General features: G+C 65.8%; 17 protein-coding genes. 12 read left to right on the top strand and 5 right to left on the bottom strand.

Going from position 1 to position 14,405, the window contains the following annotated elements; translation table 11 throughout:
• The first annotated feature begins 5 nt into the window (after positions 1-5).
• On the top strand, positions 6-437 hold the full coding sequence (locus OPU71_RS02575) for a hypothetical protein (protein WP_267724716.1): 432 nt from the start codon (positions 6-8) through the stop codon (positions 435-437).
• Positions 438-474: 37 nt separating this feature from the next.
• On the opposite strand, the gene OPU71_RS02570 is transcribed toward OPU71_RS02575, so the two are convergent.
• Complete coding sequence (locus OPU71_RS02570) at positions 475-825, bottom strand: cupin domain-containing protein (protein ID WP_267724714.1); 351 nt, start codon at positions 823-825, stop codon at positions 475-477.
• A 177-nt stretch (positions 826-1,002) separates the two neighbouring features.
• Between OPU71_RS02570 and ycaO the strand changes: the two genes are divergently transcribed.
• Complete coding sequence (ycaO, locus tag OPU71_RS02565) at positions 1,003-2,724, top strand: 30S ribosomal protein S12 methylthiotransferase accessory factor YcaO (RefSeq protein ID WP_267724709.1); 1,722 nt, start codon at positions 1,003-1,005, stop codon at positions 2,722-2,724.
• Between the two features lie 55 nt (positions 2,725-2,779).
• On the opposite strand, the gene OPU71_RS02560 is transcribed toward ycaO, so the two are convergent.
• Together OPU71_RS02560 and OPU71_RS02555 are read right to left on the bottom strand one after the other, a co-directional pair.
• Positions 2,780-3,004, bottom strand: coding sequence for a DUF1161 domain-containing protein (locus OPU71_RS02560; protein ID WP_267724705.1), 225 nt, complete (start codon positions 3,002-3,004; stop codon positions 2,780-2,782).
• 223 nt (positions 3,005-3,227) lie between these two features.
• Positions 3,228-4,598, bottom strand: a complete 1,371-nt coding sequence (locus tag OPU71_RS02555) for a TrpB-like pyridoxal phosphate-dependent enzyme (RefSeq protein WP_267724703.1) — start codon at positions 4,596-4,598, stop codon at positions 3,228-3,230.
• Between the two features lie 243 nt (positions 4,599-4,841).
• Here OPU71_RS02555 and OPU71_RS02550 point away from each other — a divergent pair, with 243 nt between their 5' ends.
• The 6 genes from OPU71_RS02550 (at position 4,842) to OPU71_RS02525 (ending at position 8,064) form a co-directional block, all read left to right on the top strand.
• Entirely contained in the window at positions 4,842-5,021 is a 180-nt protein-coding gene (locus tag OPU71_RS02550; RefSeq protein ID WP_267724699.1) for a hypothetical protein, read from the top strand.
• A 117-nt stretch (positions 5,022-5,138) separates the two neighbouring features.
• The gene (locus OPU71_RS02545; RefSeq protein ID WP_267724696.1) at positions 5,139-5,348 is read left to right on the top strand and encodes a hypothetical protein; all 210 of its coding nucleotides are present in this window, start codon (positions 5,139-5,141) and stop codon (positions 5,346-5,348) included.
• 476 nt (positions 5,349-5,824) lie between these two features.
• The gene (locus tag OPU71_RS02540; protein ID WP_267724693.1) at positions 5,825-6,001 is read left to right on the top strand and encodes a hypothetical protein; all 177 of its coding nucleotides are present in this window, start codon (positions 5,825-5,827) and stop codon (positions 5,999-6,001) included.
• Between the two features lie 40 nt (positions 6,002-6,041).
• Positions 6,042-6,455 carry a YccF domain-containing protein gene (locus OPU71_RS02535; RefSeq protein ID WP_267724691.1) on the top strand — a complete coding sequence of 138 codons (414 nt, stop codon included), beginning with the start codon at positions 6,042-6,044 and terminating at the stop codon, positions 6,453-6,455.
• A 29-nt stretch (positions 6,456-6,484) separates the two neighbouring features.
• Positions 6,485-7,699 (top strand): lanthionine synthetase C family protein, encoded by a 1,215-nt coding sequence (locus tag OPU71_RS02530; RefSeq protein WP_267724689.1) that lies wholly within the window; start codon positions 6,485-6,487, stop codon positions 7,697-7,699.
• Positions 7,700-7,761: 62 nt separating this feature from the next.
• Positions 7,762-8,064, top strand: a complete 303-nt coding sequence (locus OPU71_RS02525; protein ID WP_267724686.1) for a hypothetical protein — start codon at positions 7,762-7,764, stop codon at positions 8,062-8,064.
• Positions 8,065-8,085: 21 nt separating this feature from the next.
• Here OPU71_RS02525 and OPU71_RS02520 read toward each other — a convergent pair whose 3' ends face one another.
• Positions 8,086-8,619, bottom strand: a complete 534-nt coding sequence (locus OPU71_RS02520; RefSeq protein ID WP_267724683.1) for a DUF1993 domain-containing protein — start codon at positions 8,617-8,619, stop codon at positions 8,086-8,088.
• Positions 8,620-8,630: 11 nt separating this feature from the next.
• Positions 8,631-11,048, bottom strand: coding sequence for a heavy metal translocating P-type ATPase (locus tag OPU71_RS02515; protein ID WP_267724681.1), 2,418 nt, complete (start codon positions 11,046-11,048; stop codon positions 8,631-8,633).
• A 209-nt stretch (positions 11,049-11,257) separates the two neighbouring features.
• Here OPU71_RS02515 and OPU71_RS02510 point away from each other — a divergent pair, with 209 nt between their 5' ends.
• From OPU71_RS02510 to OPU71_RS02495, 4 genes are all read left to right on the top strand, one after another.
• Positions 11,258-11,566: a hypothetical protein gene (locus OPU71_RS02510; protein ID WP_267724679.1), complete on the top strand. Its 309-nt coding sequence runs from the start codon at positions 11,258-11,260 to the stop codon at positions 11,564-11,566.
• 232 nt (positions 11,567-11,798) lie between these two features.
• The gene (locus OPU71_RS02505) at positions 11,799-12,143 is read left to right on the top strand and encodes a helix-turn-helix domain-containing protein (protein WP_267724677.1); all 345 of its coding nucleotides are present in this window, start codon (positions 11,799-11,801) and stop codon (positions 12,141-12,143) included.
• On the top strand, positions 12,133-13,377 hold the full coding sequence (locus OPU71_RS02500; RefSeq protein WP_267724675.1) for a type II toxin-antitoxin system HipA family toxin: 1,245 nt from the start codon (positions 12,133-12,135) through the stop codon (positions 13,375-13,377). The genes OPU71_RS02505 and OPU71_RS02500 overlap by 11 nt, the downstream gene beginning before the upstream one ends.
• A 295-nt stretch (positions 13,378-13,672) precedes the next feature.
• Positions 13,673-14,350, top strand: coding sequence for an N-methyl-D-aspartate receptor NMDAR2C subunit (locus OPU71_RS02495; protein ID WP_267724673.1), 678 nt, complete (start codon positions 13,673-13,675; stop codon positions 14,348-14,350).
• Positions 14,351-14,405 lie beyond the last annotated feature (55 nt).

Here is a 14,405-nt window from a genome sequence, read left to right as displayed (position 1 = left end):
ACAGCATGACCCCGATCCGCACTTACCCCGAGAACAGCCCGCAGGCCGTCGGCCGCATCGTCGCGATGATGATGGTTGCTGACGGCTCCCTGGCCGAAGCCGAACTGGCTGCGATTGCCGACCCGGAGCACCTGGCAAGCGTGGGGCTCGATGCGCACAGCCTGCGCACGGTGCTGGCTGACCATCTGGTGGACATCGCCCTGGCAAGCAAGTCGCCCCGCGAAGCAAAGGTGAACGACCCGGCGATTCTCGACCAGATCCTCGCGCCGGTCACTGACCCGGCCTTGCGCCTGAAGGCCTGCGCGCTGGCGGTGCATGCCAGCGGCGCAGATGAGCACATCGACCCGACCGAACAGGCGGTGCTGCTCTACATGCTGGGTCAGTGGGGCTTGACACTCGAAGACCTGCACGACTACCTCTCGCAGCATCTGAACTAAGGCCACAGCACGGCGCCCTGCGGGGCGCCGTCGCCTTTCAGGCCGCAGGAAGATCCTCGCGATCCCCGCGCGTACTCGGGCTCGATATCACCAGGAACACCACCTCGCAATCGAACGGATTGCGAAACTGGTGCGCCACGCCCGGAGGTACTTCGACACCCTGCCCACGCTCAAGCACCAGGGTTTCGCCCGCGCAGCACATCTCCGCGCGACCTTCGAGAATGTAGAAGAACTGCCGCGCCCAGGCGTGGCGGTGGGTGTGCTCCGACTTGCCGGGCGGCACCCGCTCCTGGATAACGCTCAACGCGGGATCATCCAGCAAGCGCCAGCCATCGCAGGCCTCGGCCCAGACGTAATGCTCGGCGTTCCTGGTACTTGCAATACGCATCGTTCGACTTCCTCCACTGGCAGCGGGTCGTTGCGCGCAGGGTGCACGCCCTGCCGCTGCAGAGTACCGCCCAGCTTACGACAGGCAGCCGTGTGACGCCGACTTGTCCCCGGTCAGTAACAAGGGGCGGGCGCACACCGACAATCGCGCCTCCCCCCCAACATGTCGGCCCCTCACATGACTCCCGAACATTTCATTCCGGGCAAGGACGCTTCGCTCGAAGCCTCGATCGCCCGCCTGCAAGGCCTGCTGGCCGATCGCGGTTTTCGTCTGGAGGAGCGCACCTGGCTCAACCCGGTGGCCGACTGCTGGTCGGTGCACCTGTGCGACGCCGACTGCCCGCAGCTGTTCACCAACGGCAAGGGCGCCTCGCAGCTTGCCGCGCGGGCCAGTGCGCTGGGGGAATTCCTTGAGCGGGCCAGTTGCAATCACTTCTGGTCGCACTATCACTTCGGCGAAGCGATCGGCAAGGCGAACTACGCGCACATGCCGCAGGAACGCTGGTTCCCGCTTGGCGACGACGACCGCTGGCCCTTCGATCTGCTCGACGCCGAATTGCAGGCCTTCTACAACCCGGACGGCTCGGTGCCCGCCTCGGCGCTGGTCGAACACAACACCGGCAACGCCGCGCGCGGCATCTGTGCGCTGCCGCATGTACGCCAGCACGACGGCGCCACCGTGTGGTTCCCGGTCAACCTGATCGGCAACCTCTATGTGAGCAACGGCCTGGCCGCCGGCAACACCGCCGACGAAGCGCGCGCGCAAGGGCTATCGGAGATCCTTGAGCGCTACGTTAAATTCCGCGTGCTGCGCGAAGACCTGTGCCTGCCTGAAGTGCCCGATGAAGTCATCGCGAGCTACCCGCAAAGCGCTGCCGGCATCGCCGCGCTGCGCGCCGCCGGATTCGGCATCCGGGTGCTGGATGCCTCGCTCGGCGGCCGCTTCCCGGTGATCGTGGTGACCCTGTTGCACCCGCAGGATCACGGCTGCTACGCGAGCTTCGGCGCGCATCCGCGCTTTGAAGTGGCGCTCGAACGCGCCCTCACCGAACTACTGCAAGGCCGCGCGCTCGATGCGCTGGCGGGCTTCCCGCCGCCCGCTTTCGACGCCGATGAGGTGGCCGATCCGCAGAACATCGAGATCCACTTCGTCGATTCGTCCGGCGTGATCAGTTGGCGCCTGCTCGCCGATGCGCCAGATTTCGACTTCGTGGACTGGGATTTCGCCGGCAGCACCGCTGAAGAGTTCCGCCACCTGTGCGAACTCATCGCGGCCAACGGGCACCAGGTGTACATCGCCGACTTCGAGCACCTGGGTGCCTACGCCTGCCGGATCATCGTGCCCGGCATGTCCGAGATCTACCCGGTCGAAGATCTGGAGTGGGAGAACAACAGCGTCGCCAACCTGCTGCGCCCGGCCTTGAGCCGGCTGCCCGAACTCGATGCCGACGAGGCTGCCGAACTGATTGAGCTGCTCGACGGACTGGAGCTTGCCGACGAGCGGCCGGTGGCCGCGCTGATCGGCCTGGTGCCCGACCCGGATTCGGCCTGGCGGACCTTGCGTGTCGGCGAGCTGCGGGCCCTGCTCGCCCTGGCCAGTGGTGACGAAGACGCCGCCGCCGACGGCTGCGCCTGGGTCAATCAGTTCGGCCACCTCGACGCGCACCGCGCGCGGGTGTATCGCGCGCTCGAGGCGGTACTGCGTCTGCGCCCGCAGGCCGACTACCGCCGCGCACTGATCCAGCTTTACGGTGCCGAAACCCTGGCGCAGGCCGAAGCGCTCGCCAGCGGCAAGCAAGCCTTCTTCGGGCTGGCGCAACTGGGGCCCAACTACGAAGGCAGCGCCGCGCACCAGAAGCTGCTGGCGGCCTACCGCAAAGTTCGCGGCGCACACGCGTAACGCGAATCCCCCACGCCCCGCTCGGCCAAGCCGACCGGGGCGCCGATTGCGCCGCCTACTTGCCGCGGCGGTAGACGATTTCCTTCGTACCGCCGTCGCAAGACCCCACGACCTTGGCGTCCTTGCCCTCCCCCTTGGTGACGATCTCCAGGGTGTATTCCTTGACGCCCTTGCTTTCGATCTTCCCGGCAATCTCGGTTTTCAGGGCTTCACAATCCATCTTGGCAAACGCGGGTGCCGCAAGCACGGTGCAAGCCAGGCCAATCAGCAGCTTCTTCATCACATTGCTCCAGTGTGTGGGCCCTCAGGGGCAGTCCGACGGCAGCGCCTAGCTTGTGCTGCTCGCCCCGCCAGCCTAACTGCTCAAGGTAGCAATGGGGGCGAAAAGAACACCTGACTGCGGGCGATACAACAAGGCCACGCAGCCCAAGGTCAGCGCGAAGCGCCAACCGGGGCGTGAGCGCCGATCGCCCTTTCGAGCGATCAGGCCACCACACTTGCACCTATGCAATGCTTGGCAGACCGCTCAAGGCCATGGCCAACTCGGCCTCGTCGTAGTCCTGATCCACCAGCTTGCCGCCCAGGTAGTTCTGGTACGAGGCCATGTCGAAATGCCCGTGGCCGCAAAGGTTGAAGAGAATCACCTCTGACTTGCCTTCGGCCTTGCAACGCAGGGCCTCGTCAATCGCACCCTTGACGGCATGGTTCGCTTCCGGCGCCGGCACAATGCCTTCGGCGCGGGCAAACAAGACGCCGGCTTCGAAACACTGGGTCTGGTGAAAGGCGCGCGCCTCGATCAGATTGAGTTCCTTGAGGTGGCTCACCAGCGGTGCCATGCCGTGATAGCGCAAGCCGCCCGCGTGGAAGCCCGGCGGCGTGAAGGTCGAACCCAGGGTGTGCATCTTCACCATCGGCGTCAGGTGCGCCGTGTCGCCGTAGTCGTAGGCGTACTTGCCGCGCGTCAGGCTCGGGCAGGCCGCCGGCTCCACCGCCACGATGCGGCGCTGCTTCACCCCCGGCCCGCCGCGCAACTGCATGCCGATGAAGGGGAAGGCGATGCCGGCAAAGTTGCTGCCGCCGCCGGTGCAACCCACCACCACGTCGGGGTCGTGGCCCGCCATCTCCAGTTGCAGGATGGCCTCTTCGCCGATGATGGTCTGGTGCAGCAGAACGTGATTGAGCACCGAACCGAGCGCGTACTTGGTGTCTTCGTTGAGGGCGGCGACTTCCACCGCTTCGGAGATCGCGATCCCGAGCGATCCCAGGTGATCCGGATTCTGTTCAAGGATGTGGCGGCCCGACTGCGTCAGCGGGCTGGGCGACGGAATGCAGCGCGCGCCGTAGGTTTCCATCAGTGCGCGGCGATACGGCTTCTGGTCGTAAGAGACGCGCACCTGGAACACCGTGATGTCCAGGTCGAAGAGGCTGCCGGCAAAGGCCAGCGAACTGCCCCACTGGCCGGCGCCGGTTTCGGTGGCCAGCTTCTTCACGCCCGCCTGCGCGTTGTACCAGGCCTGCGGGATCGCCGTGTTCGGCTTGTGGCTGCCGGCGGGCGAAACGCCCTCGTACTTGTAGTAGATCTTCGCCGGAGTGCCGAGCGCCTTCTCTAGCCGATGGGCGCGGATCAGCGGACTCGGGCGCCACAGGCGGAACACCTCGCGCACCGGCTCCAGGATGTCGATGTAGCGCTCGGTGGAGACTTCCTGCTCGATCAGCGCCATCGGGAACAAGGGGGCAAGATCGGCCGGCCCGATCGGCTGTTGCGTCGCCGGGTGCAACGGCGCCGGCAGCGGCACCGGCAGATCGGCTGCAATGTTGTACCAGCGCTTGGGCATCTTCTCTTCAGGCAGCAGGAACTTCGTCGTCTCGCTCATTCGTCTCACTCCTCCGGGATTGTTCTGAACTTGCCCCTGCACGCCGGGCAAGCCATGCATTCTGGCCGACCGCACTGAAGCGTCTCTGACCTGCCTCATGGCCTTCGCGCCTCCCGGCTCATCTACGCAAGCTGCAGCCGGCCCCGCGATTTCTGCAGCCTGTCGCAAGGCGCGCGAAACCCGCTACGCGATCGTCCAATCTGCACTCACCAACAGACGAAACGAACGCACAAGGAGACCACCATGAAAACCAGAACCACCCGCCTGATGACCCGCGTGTATGCCGCCTTGATCGCCGCGGCCGGCGTGAGCTTCAGCATCGGCGGCACGCTCTTCCTCATGAGCATTCCCGCCGTCGAGTACGCCACCGCCGTTGAACTGGCCACGCAATCCGCGCCGCTGGTGGTGGCGCGCCAGGACTGAGCGTCGCGCACACGGCAGCGGGGCAAATACGATGCTTCACATGCCCCGGCGGGGCAGCCATAATCCTTGAAGGCGCGCAGTTTCAGCGCCAGCCCCGCTCATCACAGGAGTACGGCCGTGTATCAGACCATTGTGTATGCCGCAGACCCGTTTCTGCAGATCAGCGTCGATCGCGCCAACCCCAAGGCGCCGGTGTGGTTTCGTTACGGCGATGCCGACCACTACAGCGACGATCTGCAACTGGAACGCGAAACAAAATTCCTCAGCGGCGATCTGCCGGCCGACGATCAGGCCGCTGCGAAGATGGTTGCCGAATCACTCGGCTGAATGCCCACCCGGCCGCCCTCGGCGGCCTTGCTGATACCCATGCAAACGGGGCGCTTCACGCGCCCCGCGTTCACGCCGGCCAAGGCCCTTGCGACATCCTGACCAAGCCCTCGATGAGCCGGGCCGGCTTCTGGCCTACTTCGGCGCAGGCGCCGGTTTGGGCTGCGGCTTCTTGCCCTTGGATTCCTTCTTTTTGTCCTTGCTTCCCATGGCGATTCCCTCCATGACCGGGACCACCGGCATCGCCAGAATGGCAAGCGGCGCCCATCAATCGCAAGCGTAGCGCTGACGACTGGCCGGTTCAACGCTCTTGCGCCGCACCGCCCGGACATAGCGGCCTTCGGCCGCACTTCGTCGCCGATACCGACAGTCTGCACCGCCGATTGCGCGTTTCATCGCACGCCGCTCGAAGGCCTGTTCGGATTGGCCCATGCTGCATTCACTGAAAGACGAAACACATGCACACGGAGAGCGCCATGAAAACCCACTCACCCCGCCTGATCACCCGCGCATTTGCCAGCCTGATCGCCGCCGCCGGCGTGAGCTTCTGCATCGGCGGCACGGTGTTCCTGATGAGCACACCCTCGATCGAATACGCCGCCGCCACCGGCTTCGCCGCCCAATCCGCACCGCTGCTGGCCCGCAAGGATTGAGCACGGCACACTGTCAGGCACATTCGAAACAGGAGTTCCCATGCGACTGATCGGCAACGTGCTGTGGTTGATTTTCGGCGGCCTGTGGATGGCGCTCGGCTGGTTCCTCGCCGGCGCCATCTGCTTCATCACCATCATCGGCATCCCCTGGGGGCGCGCCTGTTTCGTGATCGGGCAACTGGCGCTGCTGCCCTTCGGCAACGATGTGGTCGACCGCCGCGTCGTCACGCAGCAGGCGGACATCGGCACCGGCGTGCCGGGCGTCATCGGCAACCTGCTCTGGTTCGTGTTTGCCGGCTGGTGGCTGGCACTGGGCCACCTGTGCTCGGCGCTGCTCTGCTTCATCACCATCATCGGCATCCCCTTCGGGCTGCAGCACCTCAAACTCGCCGGTCTCGCGCTCGCGCCCATCGGCAAGACCGTCGTGCCGCTCGATCGCGCAACGACATCCTGAAGCGCCACGCAGGCTGAATACTGACCCCGATGCTCCACGATCCCGCCCGCCACGAAGCGCTTCGCACCATCGAGTTGGATGAAACGCGGGTGCGCGACACCATCCGCTTCATCGTCCGCGACACCGAGGCGCACTACCAGCCCCGGCGCTACTGGCCGATTCACCCGCGCGATGTCGTGCCTGAGGAAGACCCGGAGGTCGCTTCGACCACGCTGTACTTCGGCGCCTGCGGCGTGATCTGGGCGCTGCACTACCTGCAGGCCTGTGGCGCCGCGACACTGACGCGCAGCTACCTCAGCGAACTCGAAACGCTGCGTCTGGACAACCGCGCCTGGCTCGCCTCGATCGGCAGCCAGGACTTTGCCGCCTACCTGATGGGCGACACGCCGATTCGCCTGCTCGCCTACGGCGTCGACGCCGATGAAACGCAGGCTGCGGCGCTCGCCGACTTGATCGACGGCAACCTCGATCACCCGGCGCGCGAACTGATGTGGGGCGCCCCCGGCACCCTGCTGGCGGCCCTGTTCCTGCATGAGCGCAGTGGTGACGAACGCTGGGCCGCGCTGTTCCGCAAAACTGCCGCGCGGCTGTGGTCGCTACTCGAATGGTCAGACGCGCATCAGTGTGCCTTCTGGACGCAAGACCTCTACGGCCAGCGCAGCACCTACCTCGGCGCGGTCCATGGCTTCGTCGCAACCGCGGTGCCGCTGATCCGCGGGCGCCATCTGTTCGACACCGCGCAGCGCGACGCTTGGCTCGCCTGCATCGCCAAGACCGTCACGCGTACCGCAACCTGGGAAGACGAAATGGCCAGCTGGCGCGAACAGCTGCTTGAGCCCGGCACACGCCCGCCGAAGAAGTTGATGCAGTTCTGCCACGGCGCGCCGGGCTTCGTGATCTGCCTCGCCGATCACCCGGACGCCACGCTGGACGCGCTGCTGATCGCCGCGGGCGAGGCCACCTGGGCGGCTGGCCCCTTGAACAAGGGTTCCAACCTATGTCACGGCACCGGCGGCAACGGCTACGCTTTCCTCAAGCTGTACCGGCGCACCGGCGATGCACGCTGGCTAGTGCGCGCCCGCGCCTTCGCGATGCACGGGATCGAACAGATGGAAGCGGAATACGCGGCCACCGGGCACCTGCGTCACTCGCTGTGGACCGGCGACCCCGGCTTCGCGATCTACCTGTGGGATTGCCTCCGCGGCGAGGCGGCCTTCCCGACCCTGGATGCGTTCTACGCCTGATCGAGCCAAGCGCCCGCTGCAACTGCTACCGTAGCGCCCTCCGCATCACCGGTACTTGAACGATGACTCAGCCCCCCTCCGCCGACGAGACTGCGCAGCGCATGACGCGGCTGGCAGACCAGATCATGACGCTCTGCAAAAGCGACGATCAACTCACGCTGGAACTGAAGATCGCCGCCATCGGATTCGCCGCGCGCGGGCTCTGCGCGTATGACGCGATTGCGCGCGGTGGCGACCCGAAAGCGCGCATGCACGCACTACGCGATCTGTTCAATGCCGCCTTCGAACATGGTCTGGCCGAGACGGTCGCCGATGTCGAAACCGCCCGGGCGATGCAGCGCATGACCGGAAAACCCTGCCCCTGAAGCCGCCGCTTGCGGCCTCGCCTAGCTGAAACGAAAGCCCGGCGCGTAGGCGTGAAAGCCGTCGAAATCCGGCTTGCCGATCGCTACGCCTTGCGCCCGCAGGATGGCGTAGACCATGCCGAGGTGAAAAAAGAAGTTGGGCAGCGCGTACTGCAGCAGGAAATCGGCCCCGCTCAAGGTGTGCGTGGCCTGCCCGGCAACGGTGGTAACCGGGCGCACCGCGCCGGCTTCGATTGCGTCCGCCGGGAGAGCGGCAAGCCAGTCCAGCGCAAACGCCACACGCGCGCGCAGCGCGGCGAAGTCGGCATCGCTTGGGGGCATTGGCGGCACCTCACACCCAGCCAGCGGTGCGCAGGCGCGCAGCGTGAAGCCGGTTGCGGTGCTGATCTGCTGGCGCAGCGGGAACATGTCCGGCGCCAGCCGCGCGGCAAGCAAGGCCGCCTCGCCATCGGGCCGGGTGGCGGCATGCTGCGCGGCCTTCGCAAGCATGCCGTCGAGTTGACGCAGATAGCGCGAGAACACCGCAACGCTGGCGGCGTGAAGTAAGCAGCTCATCGGATTCGTCCTCAGCCTTGTGGCTTTCGCGCCGCGGGGCGCCAGCGGGTGAGCAGGAGCGCGTTGGTGATCACGCTGACGCTGGAAAAGGCCATCGCCGCGCCGGCGATCACCGGCGAGAGCATGCCGGCTGCCGCGAGCGGAATGCCGACCACGTTGTAGGCGAAGGCCCAGAACAGGTTCTGGCGGATCTTGCGCCAGGTGCGGCGCGAGATATCCAGCGCATCGGCAATCAGTGCCGGGTCGCCGCGCATCAGCGTGATGCCGGCGGCGTGCATCGCCACCTCGGTGCCGGTGGCCATGGCGATGCCCACGTCCGCTGCGGCCAGTGCCGGCGCATCGTTGATGCCGTCGCCCACCATCGCAACACGCACACCGCCCGCCTTGAGCGCCGCCACGCGCGCGGCCTTGTCGCCCGGCAGCACGTTGGCGAGCACCTCGTCGATGCCCAGCTCATCGGCCACCGCCTTGGCTGCGCCCGCGTTGTCGCCGGTGATCATCACGCTCTTCACACCCAAGGCACGCAGCTCGCGTACAGCAACGATCGCCTGCGGTTTGACGCTATCGCCGAAGGCGAGCAGCCCGCGCAACTGCGGCGTACCGCCCGCGGGCGTGGCGATCAGCCAGGACACCGTGCGCCCGGCCGCGGCCAGCGCCTCCGCACGCGCAGCGAAAGCGCCCGCGGATAGCCCGAGTTCGTCGAGCAGGCGGGTGTTGCCCAACTGCAGGGCGGTGTCGTTCAGCACCCCGGCCACACCACGGCCGGGCAGCGCGCGCAGGTCGCTTGCGGCAGGCACCGCAATGCCGCGCGCCTTGGCGGCGTCGAGCACCGCCTGCGCCAGCGGGTGGGCGCTACCGGCCTGCAGGGCAGCGGCGTCGGCCAGCAGCGCGGCCTCATCGCCCAACGCTGCGATGTCGGCAAGCGTGGGCCGGCCTTCGGTGAGCGTGCCGGTCTTGTCGAAGGCCACAATGCCGACGCTGTGCGCGATCTCGAGCGCTTCAGCGTCCTTGATCAGGATGCCGTGCTTCGCCGCAACCCCGGTGCCAGCCATGATCGCGGCCGGCGTCGCGAGCCCGAGCGCACACGGGCAGGCGATCACCATCACCGCCACCGCGTTGATCACCGCATTGCTGAAGTCGCCGGTGGCGAACCACCAGCCGGCGAAGGTGAGCAAGGCAATCACCAGCACCACCGGCACGAACACCGCGCTGACTTTATCCACCTGCCGCTGGATCGGCGCCTTCGCGGCCTGCGCGTTTTCAACCAGCCGGATGATGCGGGCGAGCGTGCTTTCGGCTCCCAGCGCCGTGGTGCGCACCACCACCCTGCCCTCTCCGTTGATCGCGCCACCGATCACCGGCTCGCCCACTTCGCGCGCCACCGGCAAGCTCTCGCCGGTGATCAGCGATTCGTCGAACTGGCTGATGCCTTCAAGGATCTCGCCATCCACCGCAACCCGCTCGCCCGGCAGCACGACAACACTGTCGCCCAGCCGCAGTTGCGCGAGCGGCAGCATCTGCTCGCGGCCGTGGCGGAGCACGCGCGCGGTGTCGGGGCGCAAAGCCTGCAAGGCACGGATCGCCGCCGCCGTCTGCCGCTTCGCGCGCCCTTCCAGCCACTTGCCCAGCAACACCAGCGTGATCACCACGGCGGAGGCCTCAAAGTACAAATGCTCACCGCCGCCAATCCACTGCCACACCGACAAGCCCCAGGCCGCCGAGGTGCCAATGGCAACCAGCAAATCCATGTTGCCGGCGCGCGCCCGCAGCGCATGCCAGCCGGCGCGGTAGAAGCGCGCACCCAGCCAGAACTGCACCGGCGTCGCCAACACCAGTTGCAACCCGCCCGGCAGCATCCAGTGCTGGTCGAACAGCGCGGCGACCATCGGCAGCACCAGGGGCAAAGACAGCGCCGCCGCCAGCAGCACCCGCCAGCCCTCGGCACGCGCGGCCTCGGTCTGCCGATCCGCGACTTCCGGTTCGCCTGCTTCGGGCTGCGCGAGCACCGGGGTAAAGCCAACCGCGCTCACTGCCGCCGCCAGCGCATCCGGCGTCACGCCGGGCAAACTGCGGATGCGCGCCGATTCGGTGGCCAGGTTCACCGCCGCATCCAGCACGCCCGGCACCCGCTTGAGCCCCTTCTCCACCCGCGCCACACACGAGGAGCAAGTCATGCCCTGGATACCGATATCCACCTCTGCCAGCGGCACATCGAAGCCGGTCTGCTGCACCACCGCCCGCAATGCCGCCACATCCAGAGGCCCATCTCCGCCGATCCGCGCACGCTCGGTGGCCAGATTCACGCTCACCGCCCGCACCCCCGGCACCGCGCCCAGCGCGCGCTCCAAGCGCGCCACGCACGAGGCACAGCTCATGCCGGTGATCGGCAAGTCGACTTCATTCGGTGTGGGCGAAAGCGGCGCATTCATGGCAGGCACTCCAAAACAGTAGCAAGAGCTTACAGCCTTGGGCTTACCACGATGGGAAGGTCAAGCGGCGATTGCGACCCGGCTCAACGAGCACAGATAAGGCGAGGATGGAGCGTCTTTCGGACGCGGTGGGAATGATGCACCGACAAACATGCAGTCCCTGTCACGGGAAGCAGTCCAAAGGTGCGGAGCCGCACCGAGCTCAGGACTTGCTGTGCGATCTCGCGGAGTTTGATCCAGCCGCCACTGGTTTTACCGAAGACGTGATCGCCAAGATGAACGGCCACATCGCAGATACCGATGGCGTGCGCCTGCCCTGGGTTTGGATCACGGAAATCCTGCTCTCGGAAATTGAGTCCAATCGTTTCGAGCACCCATACACCTGGGACACCTTCCGTCTGGAAAGCGGCAAGTTCGAAACGGCGCTCTTTCTGCGCGCCAGCCACGTGATGAACCATCTTTCGACGGCGCCGCAAATGCGCACGAAATTCGACGCCCTGCCGATCAAAACTGCTTGAGTTTTCAAACAGCAACTCGTCGCCAGCGGTGTCGTTCTGGTCGATGACGCAGAGAGACCCTTTTGCGGCCGGCGCACGAAGGACTTGGCAGGCATCAGCGTCGAGAAGCTTGAGCGGCTTGGGCTCTACGCGACACCGCATCTCGAACGGTGATTGGGGGCACAGCGAACGCTTGCCCTCTACATTTCCGTCAATATAATGACCGCAAAGCACTTTAATCGCCGGTATATCGATGCCAAGAACTTCAAGAGCAATCGCCGCCCTGCCCACAGAAGCGGCCGCCAAATTGATACGGCTGGGCGAGCGGCTGCGCGCCCATCGCACGCTCAGCCGCTGGACGGTACAGGAGATGGCCGCTCGGATCTTCTGTTCGCCGGGCACCTACCGAGCGCTCGAAGCGGGCAAACCCACCACCAGCACGGGGGTGCTGATGAACGCTCTGTGGCTGCTCGGCCAGGCCGACACCCTGGACGCCGTGGCGCCCGCGCCGGCTGCGCTAGCCGCCGGCCGGCGCGTGCGGCGCAAGGCCGGCACGTCCGCACCGGGCGTGATCAGCGAGGACGAACGTGATTTCTGAGCGCACGCTGTACGTCGGCATAGTTCCGATCGGACAGCGCGAGCCCGTGCCCGCAGGCATCCTCAAACTCGTTCGCCGCGACATGATCGAGTCGGGGTCGTTCGCCTACGGCCGCCGCTACCTGACCACTCCGGAGATGATCTCCCTCAACCCAGAACACCTGCCGCTACGCCAAGAGCCGTTCGAACTGCCCGAGCAGCGTCTGCGCGATGGTGGCGCCCTGCCGCTGACCTTGTGCGACGCACTGCCTGATGCGTGGGGACGCTGGGTGCTGGAAGCCAAGTACGGCCGGAAACTGGATGACACCGAGGTGCTTCTGCTAACCAACGCCGATCGCGTCGGCGCGTTGGTCTTCTCGGAAACGCTGCCGATTCCGGCGGAGGAACCCACTGCGGATCTGTTCGAACTGGACGCCCTGGCCGATGCCGCGCACCGACTCGAATACCACATGGAGATACCGAAGGCGCTGCAGCGATTGCTGCAGCAGGGTGGAAGCCTCGGCGGTGCACGCCCTAAGGCAAGCTTCATCCATGAAGGGCGCCGACATATCGCCAAGTTCCCAGCCCGAGACGATGAAGTTGACGTACAGGTGCTTGAGGCTGGCTCGCTAGGCTTGGCCAGGACCTGCGGCATTCGCGTTCCGCAGTACTTCCTGCAGCCTATCCGGCGTGGCAACGCCCTGGTGCTGCGGCGCTTCGATCGGGAAGGCCCCATCGCTGACGAGCTCCGTTTCCACTTTCTCTCCGCGTCCGCGCTACTCGATGTGCCCTACGAATCCTCCGCCGGCAGTTACGTCGAGTTCGCCCAAGTGCTGCGGCGCATCTCTTTCGCGCCGACCCTCGACGTTGTCGAGCTCTTCAGGCGTATGGTGTTCAACATGGCGATCGACAACACCGACGATCACATCAAGAATCATGGCGTGCTGCACGTCGGACACGGCCACTATCGACTTTCGCCCGCGTTTGACCTTGTTCCCCAGCGCCACAACCTGGGACGCCAAGAACTGGCGATTCTGCCGGGCCGATACGACGCACACCTTGACCTGGCTCGCGAGGCTGCGCCGCACTTCGGACTCGGGCCTGCAGAAGCCGCCAAGATCATCGACGAGATTATTCAGACGGTCCGGGACCAGTGGTATGTGACCATGCAAGCGCATGGCGCGAACGACGAGATGTTGCACGTGCTGCGGCGCCACTTCGACGCCCAGTTCGCGTTAATCGGTGCCACGACATGAGTGCAGAGATCTTGCGATCGGCCGAAGAACCGAGCCACCCTGGCGAAGTCCTGTGCGAGAAAGTCATGCCGGAACTCGGCTTGACCGGAGGCCGCGCTGCCACGAGTGCTGAACGGCCGTGCGGCCGTTTCGATCGACAATGTACGGCGCCTGGAAGCCTGGCGATCCGAGGTCGACGGGGCACGCGCGGACGCCCTGTCGATACAACAAGTCGCTTACGACCTGTGGCAAGCGAAGCGCAAGCCGTGTAGATACCGTCTCGGCGGTCAAGCATGGCGGTCAGCAGAGCACTCCAATGCCGCGCACGCGGATTTCCTCCGCGCATCCCGCTGCGGCGACCGGTCAGCCCAAATCTTCGTCAATGCGAATGAGCATCCTCGAAACCTCATGGACCAAGGCTTGGTCTGATCTCGGGCTACAGCCACCATCAGGGCTGTTTGAGCAGCTCGTCGCTGCGTACCAGGAAGCACAGCGGCATTACCACTCGCTTCAGCATTTAACGGAGTGCGTGACACACTTCGAGGACGTTTGCCACCTGGCCCGACATCCGGGTGAGCTTGCGATTGCGCTTTGGTTTCACGACGCGGTCTACGATGTGCGCGGCAAGGACAATGAGCGACAAAGCGCCGATTGGGCGATGCGGACGCTTGCGGCCTGTGGGGCGAGTGAGGCTACGCGGGGACGCGTCGAGCTGTTGATCATGGCGACGCGGCATGACTCGACGCCGGTGCAGCCTGACGAGCAAGTGCTCGTCGACATCGACCTTGCGATCCTGGGCGCAGCGCCGGAGCGCTTTGCCGAGTATGACAAGCAGGTTCGGGCGGAATACAGTTGGGTGCCGGGGGTGGTGTACAAGCTCAAGCGCCGCAGCGTGCTGCGCGCATTTCTCGCGCGCCCCAGCATTTACAGCACGGCCCATTTCCGCGAACGCTTTGAAGCGCAAGCGCGGCGCAACTTGATGGCGGTGAGCTAGCGCGACAGCCATCACAGGCCCAATGGCCCCCCCCATGAAGCAATGCGCCTGCCGC

The organism is Niveibacterium sp. 24ML (assembly GCF_026586805.1).
GTDB lineage: Bacteria > Pseudomonadota > Gammaproteobacteria > Burkholderiales > Rhodocyclaceae > Niveibacterium.
Note: the sequence above shows the minus strand (reverse complement) of the source record. Positions and strands in the feature narration are given on the sequence as shown.